21 protein-coding genes are annotated in these 20,543 nt (G+C 57.5%); 13 read left to right on the forward strand and 8 right to left on the reverse strand.

Annotated features, from left to right (window positions below):
- The first annotated feature begins 69 nt into the window (after window positions 1-69).
- A complete protein-coding gene (locus AC2FFP_RS15125) occupies window positions 70-729 on the forward strand; it encodes a YggS family pyridoxal phosphate-dependent enzyme (RefSeq protein ID WP_496782843.1) in 660 nt (219 codons plus the stop codon).
- Here AC2FFP_RS15125 and AC2FFP_RS15130 read toward each other — a convergent pair.
- Both AC2FFP_RS15130 and ribA read right to left on the reverse strand, forming a co-directional pair.
- Window positions 713-1,213, reverse strand: coding sequence for a L,D-transpeptidase family protein (locus AC2FFP_RS15130; RefSeq protein WP_496782840.1), 501 nt, complete (start codon window positions 1,211-1,213; stop codon window positions 713-715). The two genes, AC2FFP_RS15125 and AC2FFP_RS15130, sit on opposite strands and share 17 nt — an antisense overlap.
- On the reverse strand, window positions 1,210-2,304 hold the full coding sequence (ribA, locus tag AC2FFP_RS15135) for a GTP cyclohydrolase II (protein ID WP_496844665.1): 1,095 nt from the start codon (window positions 2,302-2,304) through the stop codon (window positions 1,210-1,212). The genes AC2FFP_RS15130 and ribA overlap by 4 nt, the downstream gene beginning before the upstream one ends.
- 161 nt (window positions 2,305-2,465) lie before the next feature.
- On the opposite strand from ribA, the gene AC2FFP_RS15140 reads away from it, so the two are divergent.
- The 6 genes from AC2FFP_RS15140 (at window position 2,466) to AC2FFP_RS15165 (ending at window position 7,170) form a co-directional block, all read left to right on the forward strand.
- On the forward strand, window positions 2,466-3,152 hold the full coding sequence (locus AC2FFP_RS15140; protein WP_058272567.1) for a response regulator transcription factor: 687 nt from the start codon (window positions 2,466-2,468) through the stop codon (window positions 3,150-3,152).
- Between the two features lie 264 nt (window positions 3,153-3,416).
- Window positions 3,417-4,397, forward strand: a complete 981-nt coding sequence (locus AC2FFP_RS15145) for a lysozyme inhibitor LprI family protein (protein ID WP_496881212.1) — start codon at window positions 3,417-3,419, stop codon at window positions 4,395-4,397.
- A gap of 139 nt (window positions 4,398-4,536) precedes the next feature.
- Window positions 4,537-5,325, forward strand: coding sequence for an exodeoxyribonuclease III (locus AC2FFP_RS15150; protein ID WP_282152973.1), 789 nt, complete (start codon window positions 4,537-4,539; stop codon window positions 5,323-5,325).
- A 76-nt stretch (window positions 5,326-5,401) separates the two neighbouring features.
- Entirely contained in the window at window positions 5,402-6,319 is a 918-nt protein-coding gene (trxA, locus tag AC2FFP_RS15155) for a thioredoxin (protein WP_496844664.1), read from the forward strand.
- 27 nt (window positions 6,320-6,346) lie between these two features.
- Window positions 6,347-6,988 (forward strand): LON peptidase substrate-binding domain-containing protein, encoded by a 642-nt coding sequence (locus tag AC2FFP_RS15160; protein WP_496881213.1) that lies wholly within the window; start codon window positions 6,347-6,349, stop codon window positions 6,986-6,988.
- Window positions 6,985-7,170, forward strand: coding sequence for a Trm112 family protein (locus tag AC2FFP_RS15165; RefSeq protein WP_109310669.1), 186 nt, complete (start codon window positions 6,985-6,987; stop codon window positions 7,168-7,170). The genes AC2FFP_RS15160 and AC2FFP_RS15165 overlap by 4 nt, the downstream gene beginning before the upstream one ends.
- On the opposite strand, the gene AC2FFP_RS15170 is transcribed toward AC2FFP_RS15165, so the two are convergent.
- A complete protein-coding gene (locus AC2FFP_RS15170; RefSeq protein ID WP_496881214.1) occupies window positions 7,167-8,429 on the reverse strand; it encodes an FAD-dependent monooxygenase in 1,263 nt (420 codons plus the stop codon). The two genes, AC2FFP_RS15165 and AC2FFP_RS15170, sit on opposite strands and share 4 nt — an antisense overlap.
- A gap of 54 nt (window positions 8,430-8,483) precedes the next feature.
- On the opposite strand from AC2FFP_RS15170, the gene AC2FFP_RS15175 reads away from it, so the two are divergent.
- The 4 genes from AC2FFP_RS15175 (at window position 8,484) to AC2FFP_RS15190 (ending at window position 14,651) form a co-directional block, all read left to right on the forward strand.
- Window positions 8,484-9,812 carry an amidase gene (locus tag AC2FFP_RS15175; protein WP_496881215.1) on the forward strand — a complete coding sequence of 443 codons (1,329 nt, stop codon included), beginning with the start codon at window positions 8,484-8,486 and terminating at the stop codon, window positions 9,810-9,812.
- A gap of 108 nt (window positions 9,813-9,920) precedes the next feature.
- On the forward strand, window positions 9,921-11,102 hold the full coding sequence (locus tag AC2FFP_RS15180; protein ID WP_496844660.1) for an aminotransferase class I/II-fold pyridoxal phosphate-dependent enzyme: 1,182 nt from the start codon (window positions 9,921-9,923) through the stop codon (window positions 11,100-11,102).
- A gap of 14 nt (window positions 11,103-11,116) precedes the next feature.
- Window positions 11,117-14,014: a DNA translocase FtsK gene (locus AC2FFP_RS15185; protein WP_496768546.1), complete on the forward strand. Its 2,898-nt coding sequence runs from the start codon at window positions 11,117-11,119 to the stop codon at window positions 14,012-14,014.
- A 40-nt stretch (window positions 14,015-14,054) separates the two neighbouring features.
- On the forward strand, window positions 14,055-14,651 hold the full coding sequence (locus AC2FFP_RS15190; RefSeq protein WP_282120310.1) for a LolA family protein: 597 nt from the start codon (window positions 14,055-14,057) through the stop codon (window positions 14,649-14,651).
- A 12-nt stretch (window positions 14,652-14,663) separates the two neighbouring features.
- On the opposite strand, the gene AC2FFP_RS15195 is transcribed toward AC2FFP_RS15190, so the two are convergent.
- The gene (locus AC2FFP_RS15195) at window positions 14,664-15,245 is read right to left on the reverse strand and encodes a transglycosylase SLT domain-containing protein (RefSeq protein ID WP_496768544.1); all 582 of its coding nucleotides are present in this window, start codon (window positions 15,243-15,245) and stop codon (window positions 14,664-14,666) included.
- A gap of 60 nt (window positions 15,246-15,305) precedes the next feature.
- On the reverse strand, window positions 15,306-16,187 hold the full coding sequence (locus tag AC2FFP_RS15200; protein ID WP_496768542.1) for an AEC family transporter: 882 nt from the start codon (window positions 16,185-16,187) through the stop codon (window positions 15,306-15,308).
- Between the two features lie 80 nt (window positions 16,188-16,267).
- Here AC2FFP_RS15200 and hspQ point away from each other — a divergent pair, with 80 nt between their 5' ends.
- A complete protein-coding gene (gene hspQ, locus AC2FFP_RS15205) occupies window positions 16,268-16,594 on the forward strand; it encodes a heat shock protein HspQ (protein WP_108861127.1) in 327 nt (108 codons plus the stop codon).
- A gap of 34 nt (window positions 16,595-16,628) precedes the next feature.
- On the opposite strand, the gene ggt is transcribed toward hspQ, so the two are convergent.
- The 3 genes from ggt to AC2FFP_RS15220 form a co-directional block, all read right to left on the reverse strand.
- A complete protein-coding gene (gene ggt / locus AC2FFP_RS15210) occupies window positions 16,629-18,206 on the reverse strand; it encodes a gamma-glutamyltransferase (protein WP_496881216.1) in 1,578 nt (525 codons plus the stop codon).
- Between the two features lie 196 nt (window positions 18,207-18,402).
- Entirely contained in the window at window positions 18,403-18,864 is a 462-nt protein-coding gene (locus AC2FFP_RS15215) for an ATP-binding protein (RefSeq protein ID WP_496768538.1), read from the reverse strand.
- Between the two features lie 28 nt (window positions 18,865-18,892).
- Window positions 18,893-19,231, reverse strand: a complete 339-nt coding sequence (locus AC2FFP_RS15220; protein WP_496768536.1) for an STAS domain-containing protein — start codon at window positions 19,229-19,231, stop codon at window positions 18,893-18,895.
- A 102-nt stretch (window positions 19,232-19,333) separates the two neighbouring features.
- Between AC2FFP_RS15220 and AC2FFP_RS15225 the strand changes: the two genes are divergently transcribed.
- On the forward strand, window positions 19,334-20,506 hold the full coding sequence (locus AC2FFP_RS15225) for a thiolase family protein (protein WP_496881217.1): 1,173 nt from the start codon (window positions 19,334-19,336) through the stop codon (window positions 20,504-20,506).
- Window positions 20,507-20,543: the final 37 nt, after the last annotated feature.

Genomic DNA, 20,543 nt, shown 5'->3' on the forward strand with positions numbered 1-20,543 from the left:
TTTGGACCTGCCCTTTTCTTTTGCGCGGACTTGGTGTTTTTCTGCCCTCAAAGCAGAGAAAGGAATTCCATGTCGCTGCACGACATCACTGCCCGCATCGCCAAGGCCGAATCCGCCGCCGGACGACTTGCGGGATCGACAAAGCTGATCGCGGTTTCAAAGGTCCAGCCGAATGAACGTGTTGAGGCTGTGCTAAGCCAGGGCCACCGTTGTTTCGGGGAAAACCGCGTGCAGGAAGCGGCCGAAAAATGGCCGGGCTTTAAAGAGAAATTCTCAGAGATTGACCTGCATCTGATCGGACCGCTGCAAACCAACAAGGCCCGGCAGGCAATGGAGCTGTTTAACGCGATTCATTCGGTGGATCGGCCCAAGCTTGCCAAAACACTGGCACGGTTGGCGCAAGAGGTTGGCCACTGCCCGGATCTGTTCATTCAGGTCAATACCGGAGAAGAAGAGCAAAAAGCAGGGATCATGCCGGTTGATGCGGACGCCTTCATCGCCGAGTGCCGCGAACTGGATTTGCCGGTTCAGGGTCTGATGGCAATCCCGCCGGTTGAAGAGGAACCCTCGCTGCATTTTGCGTTGCTGGCCAAGATCGCCGAACGCAACGGTTTAGAAGGGCTCTCGATGGGGATGAGCGGTGACTTCGAGCAGGCGATCGCGTTGGGGGCCACCCATGTGCGCGTGGGGTCCGCCATCTTTGGCGAGAGGGTCAAACCTGCGGGATAATCAGACGCGTTCCGGGGGAAATTCTACGCGCGATCCAATGCAGATGGTCGCGGCGAAAAGCGACACAGCCTTCGGTCGGGTAGCCGGGGCGTCTCCACTGGTGAAGGAAAATGGCTGATCCCCGGCCTGACACAGAGTTCGGCCAGTTCCAGTCGGTGATCAGAACAAGATCGTACAGGGGGTCCGCGCGCCGCAGCTTTTCGTGGCTGGGGGCATAGGGCTCGCTGACCATCTGATTGTACTGGCTGTCCGCGCTGTCATCAGACCAAAGATCGCCGGGGCCTATTGGGATGGCCCATGAGGACGGAGCTGCAATTCTATCTGGTCGAAACAGCATACCGACTATGTGATGCACACCGATTGGCGTTGCCCCATCGCCTTCGTGCTTGTCATCCGTCAGGCCGCCTTTTCCGATCGAACAAGGAAAGAGGCGCCCGGCAAACCGGATGCCCCGTGGTGTAAGAACCAGATCGTCCGGGGTCACAGCAAATGGCCCGACTTTGCGGCCTTGGTTGCCAGGTATCCCCGATTATGGGCTGTTTCGCCCACTTTCAGCGGTACTCTTTCGGTCACCGCGATGCCTGTCTTTTCCATCATCGCGATTTTCGCCGGGTTGTTTGTCAGCAATCGAACCGACGAAAACCCAAGTTCTTTCAGAATGTCCGATCCCAGTCGGAAATCACGTTCATCGTCTTCGAACCCCAATCGGTGATTGGCCTCGACCGTGTCAAAACCCTGATCCTGTAGGAAATAGGCCCGCATTTTGTTGGCAAGGCCGATGCCGCGTCCTTCTTGATTGAGGTACAGCAACACGCCAGCGCCCTCGGACCCCATCTGGGAAAGCGCACCACGCAGCTGGGGTCCGCAATCGCATTTCAAGCTGCCCATCAAGTCGCCCGTGAAACAGGCCGAATGCAAACGGGCCAGCACAGGTTTGCTTCTGTCCGGGCGACCGATTTCCACGGCATAGTGCTCTTCTCCGCCATCTTCTGGGCGGAAAACGTGCAGGCGACCGGCCTCGGACACTTCCATCGGTAGGCGTGCGGCGGCAATGGCGTGCAGCGCGCTGCGGTCCGCGAGGTGCGGCGCGGCACGGGTGTGGTCGATGCAGGTCAGGCCATGTGCCACCGCAAAATCGCGACCGTCATCAATTGGAACCACCACGGCGGCCGGCAAGAGGCGCGCGGACTTCGTCAAAGCGATGGCAATACGGTGCAGGTTGGCACTACCCTGACGCTCGGACATCAGAGGGCCTTTCATCGGGGTATTTAGATCTTCCGAGGGATCGGCGACCGCCTGAACCCATGCGATGTCGGTGTCTGATGGGATAATTACCCGTGCGAGGTCGCCATCATAGGCACGTGCCTTCAGCGTTTCTGCGCGTCTTACGGTGATCGCGACCACAGGCTGACCTTCGAAGTTCCGTAGATCGGCCAGCCGTTGCGCGCTTAACGTCTCAGATGCTATCGCTATGACGCTGAACCCGCTGTCATCAGTCAATACGACGGGAACGCCCATACGCAGATCCGCGCGGGCCCGTGCCAGCAATTCCGAGATATCGGGGATAAGACTCATCTATGTTACCCTATAACGTGTTGGTCTTCGTCTAACCCGAACAGAAGAAAAAGTGAAACAATTCCTCTGCGTCAGACACGAGGGCGTGAGACCATTGCAGTAAATCTTGTTGATTGCATCTTCCGCACGCAAATGGTGGAAAAGGCTTAGGAGGACCGGACATGGCTCAGCTCAAGAAAATCCTGCTGGTGGATGACGATGAAGATCTACGCGAAGCGCTCAGCGAGCAACTCGTGATGACCGAGGATTTCGACGTGTTCGAAGCGGCGGATGGGCAATCCGCCATGGAGCGGGCGCGCGAGGCGATTTATGATCTGGTCATTCTGGACGTCGGTCTGCCGGATACGGACGGTCGTGAGCTGTGCCGTCTGATGCGCAAACAAGGCGTCAAAAGCCCGATCCTGATGCTGACCGGCCATGACAGCGACGCAGATACGATTCTGGGTCTGGATGCCGGCGCCAATGATTACGTCTCTAAGCCGTTCAAATTTCCGGTCCTACTGGCCCGCATCCGCGCGCAGCTACGTCAGCATGAGCAATCCGAGGACGCGGTCTTTGTGCTGGGGCCGTATACCTTTAAGCCGGCGATGAAGATGTTGATCACCGAAGAGGATCGCAAGATCCGCCTGACCGAGAAAGAAACCAACATTCTCAAGTTCCTATACCGCTCGGCAGATGGCGTGGTCGCCCGCGACGTCCTGCTGCACGAGGTCTGGGGTTATAACGCCGGTGTCACCACACATACGCTGGAAACCCACATATACCGCCTGCGCCAAAAGATCGAACCCGACCCATCGAACGCGCGCCTTTTGGTCACAGAATCGGGCGGATATCGCTTGGTTTCGTAACTCCGGGTGGATTGACGTGGATCAAAGTGATACTCTGGATGTGTAATTAGATTACTCCCAACCCGCGCATGTCCGGGTTATGACATGCACCTCCCTGTTGGACTGCCGGGCCTTATGGCCCGGCCTTTTTTTGTAGACGGTGGGGATTTGAAGTCCGCTTTGAGCCCAAAGGAGACATTGTCAGAACCGAAGTACAAACCGTATTGTTTGAAAGGCAACTTTTGTGGTCATGTTTGACCGACAGAAACTCAGAGCAAAGCAGAGATGAACTTCTTTGTCGCCTATTCGCGAATTACGCGGTCGATTTTTCGCTATTTGGCGTTTTTCACACTCAGTCTGATCTGCTTCCCCCTATCGGCATTGCCTATGTCATTCAATGTGGAGCCATCTCCCATCAATGACAAGGTCACGCTGGTTGTCGGTAAAGGTGCTATCGAAACCGGCGATGCGGCTCGCTTCGAGGACGCGATAAGTGCACATCCACCAAGTATTCATGCACTGTTAGTGACTAGTCCAGGCGGAAATGTTGCCGCTGCTGTTGAACTGGCGAAACGCATCACAGCAAATTCATATGGAGTCATCGCCCATCAAGAATGCGCGTCATCTTGTGCTATGATCCTCTTTCCCGCCGGAGATTATTCAATCTTGACGAAGGGTTCTATGTTGGGAATTCATTCGTGTTCTGCATCTGGCGTTCGCCACAATTTGTGCAATGAAGCTATTGCAGAATTCGCAGTCTCAAACGGATTTCCCTTTGGTACGCTCGAAATGTTTTCCGATCTCTATGGGCCGGGGGAAATGAAGTGGATGACAGAAATCTCGGCTCGTTGCTTTGGGTTTTACCGTCGTGTTGATGACCCCAAGCCAATTCACGGGGGACGCAAAGCTTGCGTAGACGGAGTTATTAATACGATGGGACCAGACGTTCGACTGCGCCCATTTGGCCCTAGTTTCAACTGCGCGAAGGCGACAACCAAAGTGGAACAGCTCTTCTGCATCGATAAAGAACTTATGCAGAGCGACAGCATCCTCGGGCGCGTATATGATGCGGCAATTGCTAGAAAGAACAGCCGCGAAAAGAAAGACTTGCGGACGAACCAGCGTCAGTGGATCGCAAGCCGCAACGCAGATTGTGAACAACTGTTTACTTCAAGTATGGATTTCATGAGCACAAGAGACGCAGCATTGTGCTTGTATCAGCAAAATGAAGAACGAATTTACACCCTAATAGACACCCTCTATTGATCCGAAGCTAGACAAGGCGAAGGCCCGTTTTGTCCGCTTAACAGCCACCGAATAATCCACGCCCTTCGGTGATCTTTTTCCATGGCACCCCATCCCACACCACGTTAACCTCCGCCTAACCGCGACAGAGGAATCCCCCATGCCCTTTACTCTTGCTACCTGGAACATCAACTCGGTCCGCCTGCGCGAGCCTATCGTGCTGAAATTACTGCAGGAAGAAGCTCCCGATGTATTGTGTTTGCAGGAGTGCAAGTCGCCGGTTGAGAAAATCCCAACCGACGGATTTGCCGAACTGGGGTACACCCACATGGTTGCAAGGGGCCAGAAGGGGTATAACGGCGTCGCCATCCTGTCGCGCCTGCCGATGGAAGAAGTCGGTGACAAGGATTTTGCAGGTCTCGGCCACGCGCGCCACATCGCTGGGCGGTTGGAAAATGGTGTCACCATTCACAACTTCTATGTCCCGGCCGGTGGCGACATCCCAGACCGAGAAAAGAACGAGAAGTTTGGGCAGAAGCTCGACTACCTCACAGATATGCGCGACTGGTTCCATGCCGAAAAGCCCGAAAAGTCCATTCTGGTTGGCGATCTGAACATCGCCCCGCGCGAGGATGACGTCTGGTCGCATAAGCAACTTCTCAAAGTCGTCTCACACACGCCGATCGAGGTTGAGGCGCTGGCCGAAACGCAGGACGCAGGCGGATGGGTGGACATTACCCGTCAGGACATCCCCGACGGGCAGCTATACAGTTGGTGGTCCTACCGGGCCCGCGATTGGGACGCAGCCGACAAGGGGCGGCGTCTGGACCATGTCTGGGCCACGCAGGATATCTCGAACGCAGGGCACTCCAGCCGCGTTCTGCGCGATGCGCGCGGGTGGGAAAAACCCAGCGACCACGCACCAGTCTTTGCGACATTCGACCTTTGACCCTGCAACTCTCCCCTTGGTTTCTGCACATTGCAGTTGCATATAGGGGCCAAATTCGAACGAAAGAGTGAATGCCATGGACCTTCTGAACGCCGCAGCCGGACCCGATACCGCCGATCTGATCAAGGACGGATCCGAGGCCACCTTTATGGCCGATGTCGTCGAGGCCTCACAGGAAATCCCTGTGATCGTGGATTTCTGGGCCCCCTGGTGTGGTCCGTGCAAAACGCTTGGGCCGCTGTTGGAAGAGGCTGTGACCGCCGCCAAAGGGGCGGTGAAGATGGTTAAGATTAATGTGGATGAGGCACAGATGATCGCCTCGCAAATGCGCGTTCAGTCGATCCCGACCGTATACGCGTTCTACAAAGGTCAACCGGTCGACGGGTTTCAGGGTGCCGTTCCAGGGTCCGAGATCAAGGCGTTTGTGGACCGAGTGATTGAGGCCTCCGGTGGTGAAAGCCCCGGAGGGCAGCTGGATGACGCTGTTCTGGCCGCCGAAGAAATGCTGGCCGATGGCGCAGCTGTGGATGCCGCGCAGACCTTTTCCGCCATTCTGGGGGAAGATCCAAACCACGCCGCCGCTTATGGCGGTCTGGTGCGTGCCCATATTGCCGCGGGCGATTTGGAGCAGGCCGAGGCCATTCTGAACGGCGCACCCGCAGAGTTTTCAACCTCGGCCGAGGTTGAAGCAGCCCATGCCCAACTGGAGCTGGCGAAACAGGCTGCCGATGCTGGTCCTGTGGGTGAACTGAAAGCGGCGGTCGAGGCGGATGCAGACAACCATCAGGCGCGGTTCGATCTTGCACAGGCGCTGCACGCCAATGGTGAAGTTGAAGAGGCTGTTGCGCAGTTGCTGGAACTGTTCCGCCGCGACCGCGAGTGGGATGACGGTGCCGCAAAGGCACAGTTGTTCACCATTTTCGACGCGCTGAAGGCCAATGATCCGATTGTTCTGAACGGGCGGCGCAAGCTCAGCTCGATGATATTTGCCTAAATCCTGATCAGGGCTACACTCGGGTACATGATGCATCCCGCTGACCTGCCGGAGACGGTATCCGTTTTCCCATTGCCCGGGGCGCTTTTGCTGCCCCGGTCTCGCTTGCCGCTACATATTTTTGAGCCGCGTTACCTGCAAATGCTGGACGACGCGCTGAAAACGCCTGAACGGCTGATCGGTATGATCCAGCCGAACTCATGTCAGTCCAACGAAAGCAAACTGCATCAAATCGGCTGTGCCGGGCGTGTGACGCAGTTCTCTGAAACCGAAGACGGTCGGTATCTGATCACACTGTCCGGCGTCTCGCGGTTTAGGATCAAGTCCGAGTTGGATGCGTTTACGCCTTATCGCCGTTGTGCTGTGTCATGGGTCGGGTTTGACCGCGATCTTGGCAAGGCCGAAGCGGATAATGCGTTCGATCGGTCGCGATTTTTGGATCTGCTTGAACGGTTTTTTTCCTCGCGCCAGCTGTCGACCGACTGGGACACGTTGAAGGATGCCGATGACGAGTTGTTGGTGAATTCCCTGTCGATGCTGCTGGATTTCGATCCCGAAGAGAAACAGGCGTTGCTCGAGGCACCTTGCCTTCGCACGCGCCGCGAGACATTGGTGACATTGATTGAATTCGCCATGCGCGGCGGATCGAGCGAGGAAAAACTGCAATGACCGAAGCCGAACACCCATTTGATCGTCACATGCTTGAGGCCCTGATCTGTCCGCAGACACACACCACGCTGCATTATGATGCCGAAAAGCAGGAACTGGTGTCCAAAGCTGCCAACCTTGCCTTTCCGATCCGCAACGGTATCCCGGTCATGCTGGTGGATGAAGCGCGCGAGCTGGATTAAATCGCGCGCCCTTGCAGGAGTTTCGGCAGATCTCCGGTCAGCCCGGCCGCCTCACGCACAAAGCCGCGGCGCAGGCCGGGGACCGAGCCAACGATCTCCATCCCGATGTCGCGCCCGAAACGCAAAATCGGGTTGTCGTTGGAAAACAGCTTGTTGAACACATCGGTCGCCATGGCCAGCGCCGCCGTGTCGAACCGTCTCCATTCCTGATAGCGCTCCAGCACCAGAACTGATGCGATATCCTCGCCGCGCCGTCCAGCCAGTGTCAGAACTTCCGCCAAAGCGCCTACGTCGCGAAGGCCTGCATTCAATCCCTGACCTGCGATAGGGTGCATGCCGTGGGCGGCGTCGCCTACCAGCGCCATACGGTCACCGATGAAGGAATTGGCGATGGTCAGGTTCAGCGGATAGGTGAATCGGTCACCCTGCAGACGGATATCACCCAGAAAATCACCAAATCGCGGGCGCAATACCTGCAGGTAATCCGTTTCGGGCATCGCGTTGATGCGCTGCGCCATTGCGGTGCGCTCGCTCCAGACGATCGAGCTGCGATTGCCAGTCAGCGGCAGAATCGCCAAAGGGCCGGGGGGCATGAAGAACTGATGCGCGACGCCATTGTGGGGCAGGTCATGCTCAATGGCACAAACCAGCGCGGTTTGGCCGTAATCCCAGCCGGTGCGCTTGATCCCGGCACGCGCGGCGGTGCCACTGCGGCGCCCGTCACAGCCAACCAACAATCCGCCGGTCAGGGTCGTGCCATCATCCAGCGTCAGCGTTACGCCGGTATCATCAGAGGCCTGCGCGACAACGGTTTTGCCGCTGATCTGCGTGATGCTGCCCTGTCCGACCATGGCATCCAGAAACGCGCGGCGCAGGTGGCGGTCTTCGACCATGTAGCCCATCGGGCCTTCTTCAATCTCGGCATGGTCAAAATGCAGGAAAAACGGGGATGGACCAACGCCGGAATGGCCATCAGTGACCTTGATCTCAAGCATGGGCTGGGCATGGTCTGCCACTTTGTCCCAGACGCCAACTGCATCCAGCAGCCGCTGCGAGGCCAGCGCCAGAGCATAGGCGCGCCCGTCAAAAGCCGCGTTTTTTCGGGCTTTTTCGGCCAATGCGTCGATGACGGTGACAGAATGCCCTGTCTGGGCCAGTGCCAGCGCCAGGGCCGGGCCGTTCAGGCCGCCGCCTACGATCAGGATATCCGAGTTGTGTTCCATGGCCTGCAATATGCGCGCCCTTTCGGGATTGTCCATGTGCGGTCCTGTCGCTACCGTCCCTCAAAGTGCTTTTTTCGCAAGGGGGCAGGGATGCAGGACTGGCTGACCATGACGGCGTGTGATCTGGGTCGGGGCATCGGCATGGGACAGATCGATCCGGTTGAATTGACCGAGACTTATCTGGCCGCCATCGACGCGCATCCGCACCGCGACAGGATCTATGCCCGCGTTACGCATGATCGTGCTAGGGCCGAGGCATTGGCTGCGCAGGAGCGCGCCAATCTGGGCCTGCGGCGGTCCCTGCTGGATGGTGTGCCGATCAGCTGGAAAGATCTGTTCGACACCGCCGGCACCGCGACTGAGGCAGGCTCGGCCTTGCTGAAAGGCCGGGTGCCCGAAATGGACGCGGTCGTTGTGCGTAACGCCACTGCCATGGGCACGGTCTGTCTGGGTAAGACGCATATGAGCGAGCTGGCTTTCTCAGGCCTTGGCCTGAACCCGATCACTGGCACGCCCCCATGCATTGACGATGAAGACGCTGTATCCGGAGGCTCTTCTTCCGGCGCGGCGGCATCGGTGGCCTGGGGGCTTGCCGCCTGTGGGATCGGTTCGGATACGGGCGGGTCAGTGCGCATTCCAGCGGCCTGGAATAATCTGGTCGGGCTGAAAACCACCGCCGGGCGCGTCAGCCTTGAGGGTACAGTGCCTTTGTGTCTGCGGTTCGACACTGTTGGTCCACTGACCCGCTCAGTCGAGGACACGGCTCAGATGCTGGCCCTGCTCGAGGGGCGCTCTCCACCGGATCTTCGCGGTGCCAGCCTGAAGGGCCGCCGCTTTGCCAATCTTCAGACTGTGGCGCAGGACGACCTGAGGGATGAACCGCGTAAGGCTTTTGAGGATGGGTTGCAAAGACTCACCGAGGCAGGCGCCGAGATCGTTCCGCTTGACGTCCCCGAGCTGCACGACGCCATGGCGCTGTCCGGCATTCTGTACACGACCGAAGCTTATGGGTTGTGGCGCGATGTGATCGAAGCCAACCCTAACGCCATGTACCCCGAGATTCTGGAACGGTTTCGGTCGGGTCAAAACGCGACCGGTGCCGATTACATCGCGGCCTGGTCCAGGCTGAAAGCCTGTCGGGCTGCATGGGATGCCGCCACATCCGGGTTTGATGCGGTGCTTGCGCCGACAGCGCCCATTTTGCCGCCGAATCTGGATCGGTTGATGAATGACCATGACTACTATGTCACGGAAAATCTGTTGGCGCTGCGCAACACCCGTATTGGCAATCTGATGGGACTTGCTGCACTGACACTGCCGACCGGAATACCCGGGTGTGGCGTGATGATCATGGGATATCCGGGGTCAGAAGAGGCCCTGCTAAGGCTGGGATCTGCCGCCGAGACGGCGTTGGCCTGAATGCCACAATCCCCTGATTCGCCACCTCTTTGTCTGGACGAAACCGGGTGCGATCTGTAGTCTGCCTGTAAAACGGGGCGAAATGATCCCGGTATTGAGGCAGTAGTTATGAATTTCCCCGAACGGTTTTCGGACCTACCGGAATATGCATTCCCGCGTTTGCGCACCCTGTTGGATCACCACCAGCCGGGTGGCGAAGTGATTCACATGACCATCGGCGCGCCTATGCATGATTTTCCGGCGTGGGTCACCGATGTGATCACAGAAAACGCGGCCGGGTTTAAGGGATACCCGCCAAACGAAGGATCGCCCGAGTTGCGGTCGGCGATTACAGGTTGGATTGATCGCCGCTATGGCGTTTCGATGGACCCCGACGCCAACGTGATGGCGCTGAACGGCACGCGCGAAGGATTGTACAACGCGGCGATGGCACTGTGTCCCGAGCAGAAAAATGGCGAAAAGCCCGCCATTCTGTGCCCGAATCCATTCTACCAGGTCTATATGGTGGCCTCGCTGTCGGTTCGTGCCGAGCCTGTATTCGTATCCGCAACTGCCGCCACAGGTCACTTGCCGAACTATTCGGGGCTACCAAAGGATGTTCTGAACCGCACCGTGGCGGCCTACATCTGTTCTCCCGCGAACCCGCAGGGCGCAGTCGCCTCGCGCGATTATTGGGTCGAACTGATCCAACTGGCCGAGACCTATGATTTCCGCATCTTCGCGGATGAGTGCTATTCCGAGATCTACCGTGACACGGCACCAACCGGTGTACTGACCGTTGCGCAGGAACTAGGGGCCAATCCGGAGCGGATCACCTTGTTCAATTCACTGTCGAAGCGGTCCAATCTGGCTGGTCTGCGCTCGGGCCTGATCGCCGGTGGTCCCGAGACCATCAAGAGGGTCAAGCAGTTACGCAACTACGCAGGTGCGCCTTTACCGCTACCTTTGCAGGCTGCCGCCGCAAAAGTTTGGGCAGATGAGGCGCATGTTGTCGAGAACCGCGCGCTGTATCAGGAAAAGTACACGATCGCGGATGAGGTTTTCGCGGGCGTGCAGGGCTATTTGGCGCCTGAAGCCGGGTTTTTCCTATGGCTGCCGGTCGAAAATGGCGAGGAAACCACATTAAGGCTGTGGCAGGAAACCGGTGTTCGGGTGCTGCCTGGTGCATATCTTTCTCAAGGTGATCCGGGGCAAAACCCGGGCGAGCAATTTATCCGGGTCGCAATGGTGGCCCCAAAAACAGAGTTGCGGCAGGGGCTTATTACGCTCCGTGACTGCATCTATTCGTGAGGTACGAGGGCAAAATGGCATCATATAACGCGCGCAACCGCGATCCATTGCTGGACAGTACGACCCAGGCCGCCATCGAAAGGCGTAGCAAGGAACTGATCGGGATCGCCCTGATCCTGCTGGGGCTGGCTTCAGCCGCGATGATCTGGTCCTACACGCCGGATGATCCGAACTGGATGGTGTCGACAGACGCGCCAGTGCAGAACTGGATGGGGCGGATTGGGGCGTCGATCGCCGCGCCGCTGTTCATGATCGTCGGATGGGGCAGTTGGAGCATCGCGCTGGTGCTGATTGGCTGGGGCATACGCTTTGCCGGGCACTTCGGCGAGGACCGCGCAGTGGCCCGCCTTATCTTTGCTCCGATCTGGATTGCCATCGTTTCCGTTTATGCCGCGACTTTGGTGCCGGGTGAGGCATGGCGCACGACCCACAGCTTTGGTCTGGGGGGCTTGTTCGGTGATACCGTCATGGGTGCGTTGCTGACACTGCTGCCCATCTCATCCCATTTCATGGTCAAACTGATGTCGCTGGCGATGGCAGCTGGCATGCTGGTGCTGGGTACATTTGTCCTTGGATTCACAAAAGCCGACGTGCGCAAAGGCACGCGTGCCTTCTTGTTGGGCCTTGTGATGTCCTATGACATGTTGATGAACCTCTTGGGTCGCAGTGCGTCGGTTACCGCACAGGCGGCACGAGATCGCCGGGCACAGTGGGAAGAGCGCAAGGCCATCCGCGCAGAGGCCAACGACGCGGTGTTTGACGATGATATGGCGTATGCCGATCCGATGTTCGAAGAGCCGGATTTCGAAGAGCCCGAACCCGCAAAACCCGGTCTGCTGGCGCGGATGCCAAGCCTGATCCGCCGCGCCGATCCCATGCCGGAACCTGAACTGGTCGCTCGCGAACCGGTTGCCGGATTCGATGAAATGCCGGGTGAAGATCGTATTAAGTCCAAGATTTCCGCAGCCGTACGCAATCGCAAAGTGGCCGCGGGTGAAGTGGCGCCAGAGGTCGATCCAACCCTGCCTTTGACCAAAGGGCGTGGCCGGGGGCCGGATCCGCTGATCCTGAACGCCAGAGGCGGAGAGGAGCTTCCGCCCGAGCCGCCGATGACATTGGACGGTCTGCCGCCTGAGCCGATGCTGACAGCAGAGCCAGAACCCGATTGGCAGCAGGAACCCCTGCATCATGATTTTGCGCCCGAGCCCGTCTATGAGGATGAGGCCGTATTTGAAGACGCACCCGAACCCGAACCGGCCCCGCTTCCTGCGATGAAAATTCCAGTGGCCGAACCGCGCAAACCCGTAGTGGCACAGCCTGTTCGCCGCACCCCTGCGCCGTCGCGTCGTGCCCAGGCCGAAGCGCAGCCTGGGCTGTCCTTTGAAGACCGGCATTCGGACTTTGAGCTGCCGCCTCTAAGCTTGCTGTCCAACCCTTCTAGCATTCAGCGCCATCACCTCAGCGATGAGGCATTGGAAGAAAACGCGCGCATGTTAGAAAACGTGCTGGACGACTATGGCGTCAAGGGCGAGATCACTAGCGTCCGCCCCGGCCCGGTCGTTACCATGTACGAACTAGAGCCTGCGCCGGGCCTGAAAGCCAGCCGGGTTATCGGTCTGGCCGACGATATCGCGCGCTCGATGTCGGCACTGTCGGCACGTGTTTCGACCCTGCCGGGCCGCTCGGTGATCGGGATCGAATTGCCCAATGAAAACCGCGAGATGGTGGTTTTGCGCGAAATCCTTGCCAGCCGTGATTTTGGTGATGGTAACCACGCGCTGCCACTGGCGCTGGGCAAGGATATCGGCGGCGAATCCATGGTCGCAAACCTGGCCAAGATGCCCCACTTGTTGATTGCGGGGACAACCGGTTCCGGTAAGTCGGTTGCGATCAACACCATGATCCTATCGCTGCTATATAAGCTGACACCGGACGAATGTCGCCTGATCATGATCGACCCCAAGATGCTGGAACTGTCCGTCTATGATGGCATTCCGCATCTGCTGTCGCCCGTTGTGACCGACCCGAAAAAGGCGGTTGTCGCGCTGAAATGGGTCGTGGGCGAGATGGAGGACCGCTATCGTAAAATGTCCAAGATGGGCGTGCGCAACATCGCGGGTTACAATGGTCGCGTGAAGGACGCGTTGACCAAGGGCGAGATGTTCAGCCGCACCGTGCAGACCGGGTTCGACGATGAAACCGGCGAGCCAACGTTCGAGACAGAAGAGTTCGCGCCCGAAGCGATGCCCTACATCGTCGTCATCGTTGATGAGATGGCGGACCTAATGATGGTCGCGGGCAAAGAGATCGAGGCCTGTATCCAGCGACTGGCGCAGATGGCAAGGGCCTCGGGTATTCACCTGATCATGGCCACGCAGCGCCCCTCGGTCGATGTGATTACCGGTACTATCAAGGCGAACTTCCCAACCCGGATTTCGTTCCAGGTGACCTCGAAAGTCGACAGCCGTACTATTCTGGGCGAAATGGGGGCCGAGCAACTGCTGGGGCAGGGCGACATGCTGTATATGGCAGGTGGCGCCAAGATCACCCGTTGCCACGGCCCGTTTGTTTCGGACGAGGAAGTCGAGGAAATCGTCAACCACCTGAAACAGTTCGGCCCACCGGACTATGTGAACACCGTGCTGGACGGTCCATCTGAGGACAAAGCCGACAACATCGACGCGGTTCTGGGCCTGAACACGGGCGGCAATACGAATGGCGAGGATGCTTTGTACGATCAGGCGGTAGGGATTGTGATCAAGGATCGCAAATGCTCGACCTCATACATTCAGCGGAAACTTGCCATTGGCTATAACAAAGCTGCGCGACTTGTTGAGCAAATGGAGGATGAAGGTGTTGTTTCGTCGGCAAATCACGTCGGGAAACGCGAAATCCTCGTCCCTGAGCAATAGGATATTTAATAACAAGGGCAGAGCGCTTATCTGGGGAGTTATGAAACAGATTGCCTTTGCCCTTGCTTTGACACTCGCCGCGCCTGCGGCCTGGGCGGCTGATAAGCTGCCGTTGTCCCAAATCTCAAACTACCTCAATGGCCTCAAAACCGTTGAGACCACGTTTACACAAGTCAACGATGACGGCTCGCTGAGCACCGGAAAGCTGTGGATAGAACGCCCCGGTAAGATGCGGTTCGAATATGACCCGCCCAACAGCGCTGTGGTTCTGGCGCGCGCAGGTACGGTGCAGATCTTTGATCCGAAATCTAACCAGCCCCCTGAACAGTATCCGTTGAAACGCACACCCCTGTCGCTGGTGCTGGCGCGTAACGTCAATCTGGGGCAGGCGAATATGGTGGTTGCCCATGATTTTGACGGGACGGCCACGGTTGTTACCGCTCGGGACCCAAAGAACCCCGATTCCGGCCGGATTGAACTGATGTTCACGGGGGACCCGATCGAGCTGCGCAAATGGGTCATTCACGACAATGCCGGCAGTCAGACGACCGTTCTGCTGGGGCAGCTGAGTACCGGCGGAAATCTCAGCAACGATCTGTTTTCCAGATCAAAAAGAAGCGGGTCAGGCAATCGCTGACCCGCACTCCTGTCAGTAGCGGCAATTGGCCAGCTGCGCCTGATAGAGCTTGGCGCGTGCATCCACGTCATTGGCGACGTTCAACAGCCAGGATTTGCTGTTATGGCTGCCGCGGGCAAAGCCGGTGTGCCCCTCGTGATAGGCCAAATACTGGTTGCGCGTATCTGTGGGGTGAATACCGTTCCGCTGATGGCTTTTGTTCATGTACCAGCCGATGAAATCTGACGCATCGCGGATGCGGTCCCGCTTGGCGCGGCGTTTGCCGGTTTCCTTGCGATATTCATCCCAGGTGCCGTCCAGCGCCTGGCTGAATCCGTAGGCGCTGCTTTGACGGCCCATGGGGATCACACCCAGAACGTATTGGTGCGGCGTACGTGCGTCGTGCTTATAGCGGCTTTCCTGATAGATCGTCGCCATCTGAACGTGAATCGGGACGCCCCATTTCCGTTCGGTGCTTTTGAACGCCTTGATAAAATCAGGCCGTTCGCGCGCAATGCTGCACGCGTCGTTCAGTCTGCTCGGTGGCTGTTTGGACCCGCCACCACAGGATGCCAAAAGCAGCACCCCAAGGAGTACAAAGAAAATTCTGCTCATGTGCCTCGTGCCTTTTTTCTTTATTCTAGCGCAGATTGAGAGTTTAGGAAATCACAATCGTTATAGAACAATCGCTAGAATTAAGGGCAAAGCGCCCACAGACAGCACCGTTGACACCATGACCATCCCGGCAACCGCGTCCGAATCCGCGTCAAACCGCTCGGCTAGCAGGTACGATGTAACCGCGACTGGGGTGCACATCTGCAGGACTAGTACTCCAAAGGCGATGGAATCCAGATCAAAGACGCGCGCGATTGCCCAGCCCAGCCCAAAGCAGACAAGAAGTTTAAGGCCTGATAGCCAGATCGCCTGACCCAATTTGCGCGTTGTCAGCCTTGCAATTGCCACGCCAACTGTAATCAACATCATAGGAATGGCCATTTGGCCCAGCAGCTCTAGCGTATTGGTCAGGAACAGTGGCGTTTCCCAGTCTTGCCAAAGAAACAAAGCTCCAAGCAGGGTCGCCCAAACCATCGGTTCGCGCGCAACTTTGCCGAATGCACCCTTTCCAGCGACCAGATAAATTCCATAGGTGAAGGAAAACAGGGCGGTAATGGCCAGGAAAATGACTGCAAATCCAAGGCCTGCCTGGCCAAACGCAAAAATGCACAGCGGCAGGCCCAGATTGCCAGTGTTCCCAAAAATAAGCGGCGAAAGGTAAGTGCGACGGTCCAGGTTTGAAAGGCGAACAAAAACGCCAAACGCCACGGCAAGCCCAACATGACCCGCAATCGCAGCTAACGTGAAACGGGTCAGTTCTCCTGCCGGAATCTCGGTTTGCATCAGCGCCACAAAGATCAGGCTGGGCACGGCCAGCGTCACGGCAAGGCGCGTCACAAACTCCAAACGATACTCAAAACCAAGTTTGACCCAGGTGAATCCGATGCCTGCCAGCAGGAAGACCGGTGCCACAATTTCGAACACTGTCAGTAGGATGTTCACAGACTGTTTCCTTTAATTTCCGATCAATGATTGGCATTCCGGCCCGGAAAGAGGTAGTAAGATCTCTGGGGGCTGAAAAAATGCTGAAGACAAATGCCAAGTACCGCCTGGGACAGGTGGTCCGCCATAAAAAGCATCCCTTCCGAGGGGTGATTTTTGACGTGGACCCGGAATTTTCCAACACGGAAGAGTGGTATCAGGCCATTCCCGAGGACAGCCGCCCCATCAAGGATCAACCGTTTTATCATCTGCTGGCAGAAAACGATCAATCCTTCTATGTGGCTTATGTTTCAGAACAAAATCTGGTTGCGGACCAATCCGGGGAACCGGTTGAGCATCCTGATATTCCTGACATGTTCGGTCCTTTCGAGAATGGCGCGTACCCGCTGCACTTTAATTTAAACTAAGTAATTTGGTGCGCCAGATTGCGCGCCTTGGTGGTCAATAGCCTAACGCACAACCGTCTTTTCTGGGGTCGCTTGCGCCCTCCAGAACGCCATCTGTGCGGATTCGGATTGCTTGCGCCCCGCCAAGGGGTGTTTCTGGTATCTCAACTTTGTGCCCCAAATCGCACAATTGTTGAGCTGTGCTGTGCGAAATTCCGCGCTCAAGTTTCAGAACGCCGCCGTCTGCAAAGGCACGCGGGGCGTCTACAGAAGCCTGCAAACCCAACCCATGATCCGTGAGGTTGGACAATAGGCGTGCATGGCCTGTTGGCTGAAAAGCTCCGCCCATCACTCCAAACGGCATGATCACCCGGCCATCCTGTTTGAGCATACCGGGAATGATCGTGTGCATCGGGCGTTTGCCTGGGCCAAGCTCGTTTGGGTGACCGGCGCTCAGGTTGAAGCCTGAGCCGCGGTTTTGCAGCAATATCCCGTACTTTTCTGATGCGATACCGGACCCGAAGCTATGAAATATGGAATAGATCAGCGAGACGGCCATCCGATCTTGGTCAACAACCGTGATATAGACTGTGTCTTTGTGAATGGACTCGGTTAGCGGGGCTGCCGCCGGCATGGCGCGCTTGGGGTCAATCAACGCGGCCAGTTTATCGGCCACCGTCTGGTCAAGGAACCGTTCAGCGTGGGTTGTGTGATCTGGGTCCGCAATGAACCGATTGCGCGCGTCATAGGCGAGTTTCGAAGCCTCGGCCTCAAGATGTATGAGTTCGGGGCCAAACGGATCAAGGCCCGTCAGGTCAAAGTTCTTCAGGATATTCAAAAGCAGGATCGCCGTCGCACCCTGTCCGTTTGGCGGGTGTTCGACCAGATCAATGCCCTTGTAACTTCCGCTGAGGGGCTGGTTTTTTGTGCATTGCGTGGCCAGAAAATCCTGAGCCGTGTGAACTCCACCCAATGCCGTCAGGGCGTCGATCATATCCTGCGCAATTTCACCGGAATAAAGGGCATCACGGCCATTGCGTGCAATCTGGCGCAGGACCTCTGCCTGCCCCGGCGCGCGAAAGATCTGGCCTACATTTGGTGCTTTACCGTCAGTCAGATAATGCTTGCGTGCAGCCCCTTGCAGCGTGTCAGCCCCCGTTTTCCAATCATAGGCGACCCGGGGTGCGACCGGGACACCGGCTTCGGCATAGTGAATGGCAGGTGCCAGTATCACATCCAGCCCAAGCCTGCCCTCGGTTTCTGCCAGATGGCACAAGGCATCAATCGCACCGGGAATTGTTACCGCATCGGGTGTGTTCAACGGCACTGTATTCAGCCCCTTGGCCCGCAACTTGTCCGCATTGGCTGCGGTTGGAGCGCGTCCGGACCCATTCAGGGCGCGTATCTGATCTTCGCCTGCGCGGTTGAAAAGGACAAAGCAATCGCCACCGATGCCCGTCATCTGCGGCTCGCAAATGCCCAGCAGCACAGCGCCTGCGATGGCGGCGTCCATGGCATTGCCGCCTTGCTGCAGGATATTTACGGCAACCTGCGCGGCTAGAGGATGCGATGTGGCGCACATTCCCTCGGTAGCCAAAACTTCGGACCGGCCTGGAGTGTGAAAATCCCGCATAGGTTTGCCTTCCCCTTTTGAACACGCCGAACGTAAAGCGCGGTCACGGATTGTCTAGTCACATCAGCGGGAAGGGAGATCCTCGGCGCCGTTCACTGGGTGGGGGCTGTGACACTAGGCGCCGAGGGAAGCTATCTGAGCTACAGATATCTTTTTGCCCTTTGTTTGCGGCGCGCCAATGGTGCGATCGGGGCCTTTATGTGGCCTTTTTGAGTCCGGCGGAGCGGTTTGGGAAGTCAAACCGCAGTGACAACCGGTTGCAGCCATTGCGATGCTCATAGCGAATGTCGCTGGTCAGTTCATGGATCAGGAACCAGCCAAACCCGCCTTCGGGTAACTCATCGAGCGTCGATCCCAAAGGCGCAGGCACACCATCCGGCACGCGAAATCCGGGCAGAGGATTCCCCGTGTCAGAGATCAGAATATCCAGCCAGTTTTGATGCAGCCGACAATGCACCCTGACCTTGGCCGGAGTGACGCCCGCATAGGCATGCTCGACCACATTGTTGATCGCCTCGGCCAGCGCGATTTTAACGTCGCTCGCCTTGTGTGACGGCAGGCCCTGCACCTCAAGCCCTTTGCTAAGCTGGGCGATGCCAACGCTGGCTTCGGTTTCGGTGGCAGCAAAGCTCAGATCCAAGCAGTTCCCATTCCCCATGGACATCGCGCCTATTCAATCCGTGAATTCATTCCGCCGACCGTTCAAGGGCGTCGTCCAGGGTCTGGTAAAGATTGAAAACCGTATCCATACGGGTCAGCCGAAACACCTTTTCGACAAAAGGGTGTAGCCCAGCCAGATCCAGTCTGCGGTTGCTGCCCAGTTGCTTCATCGACGCGACGATGGCCCCAAGGCCGCTTGAATCGATGAATTCGACACCCGTCAGGTCCAGGACAACGCGCGGCGCGCCACCGTCGGCTTCATTGCGCATGTCTTCCTTGAACTGAATGGCCATTGCGGCATCAATACGGTCAGAATGCACCGTTATAATCTGCGTTGCGTCTGTTGTTTTACTGGTCAGGGCCATGCGCGCGGGCTCTCTAAACTAAAAATCACTCGTAGAAATACGCTAGACGGCAATTCTTACCATTCGGTATCCATCTCAGTAGAAAAGCGGAGGAGCATCCAAATGAAACAAGTCGTTATCGCTGGCGCAGCACGTACCCCGATGGGTGGTTTTCAGGGGATGTTCGATACAGTGACAGCAGCCGATCTGGGCGGCGTTGCGATCAAGGCCGCGCTGCAGGGTGCAGGGGCAGAGATCGTCGACGAAGTTCTGATGGGGTGCGTCTTGCCTGCCGGACAGGGCCAGGCACCCGCTCGTCAGGCCGGTTTCGCAGCAGGGTTGGGCGAAGACGTTCCTGCCACGACGCTCAACAAAATGTGCGGCTCGGGTATGAAAGCAGCCATGATGGCCTACGATCAGATTGCATTGGGGCACGCGGACACAGTGATTGCAGGCGGGATGGAGAGTATGACGAACGCGCCATACCTTCTGCCCAAAATGCGCGAGGGCGCGCGATTGGGTCATGCGCAGGCAATGGATCATATGTTTCTGGACGGGCTCGAGGACGCCTATGACAAAGGTCGCCTGATGGGCACATTCGCCGAAGACTGCGCCGAGGCCTATCAGTTCACGCGAGAGGCACAGGATGAATACGCGCTGCGTTCTTTGTCGAATGCACTGGCCGCACAGGAAAATGGTGCATTTGCGGATGAAATCACGCACGTCTCTGTCCGCACTCGCAAGGGCGAAGTCACCCAGTCCGCGGACGAGCAACCGCTTTCTGCGCGGCCCGAGAAAATCCCAACGCTCAAGCCGGCCTTTCGAAAGGATGGCACCGTCACGGCTGCAAATTCTTCTTCGATTTCAGATGGTGCTGCCGCGTTGGTGCTGGCATCGGAGGACGCGGCACAGGCGCAGGGCCTGAGCGTCCGCGCCCGTATTGTCGGCCACGCCAGCCACGCGCAGGCTCCAGCGCTGTTCACGACCGCACCAGTTCCAGCCGCGCAAAAATTGCTGACCAATATCGGTTGGTCGAAAGAAGATGTTGACCTGTGGGAGGTCAACGAAGCCTTTGCCGTCGTGCCGATGGCGTTCATGCACGAGATGGGTCTGTCCCGCGATATCGTCAACGTGAACGGCGGGGCTTGCGCACTTGGGCATCCGATTGGTGCGTCGGGTGCACGGATCATGGTCACCCTGCTGAACGCGTTGGAAAAGCGAAACCTGAAGCGCGGGGTGGCGGCCATCTGCATCGGCGGCGGCGAAGGCACGGCGATAGCCATCGAACGCGTTTGACGCTTCACCTTTTTCCAAATACTCCGGAGCAAAGCCC

The sequence above is a fragment of the Ruegeria sp. YTSC004 genome (assembly GCF_059609805.1).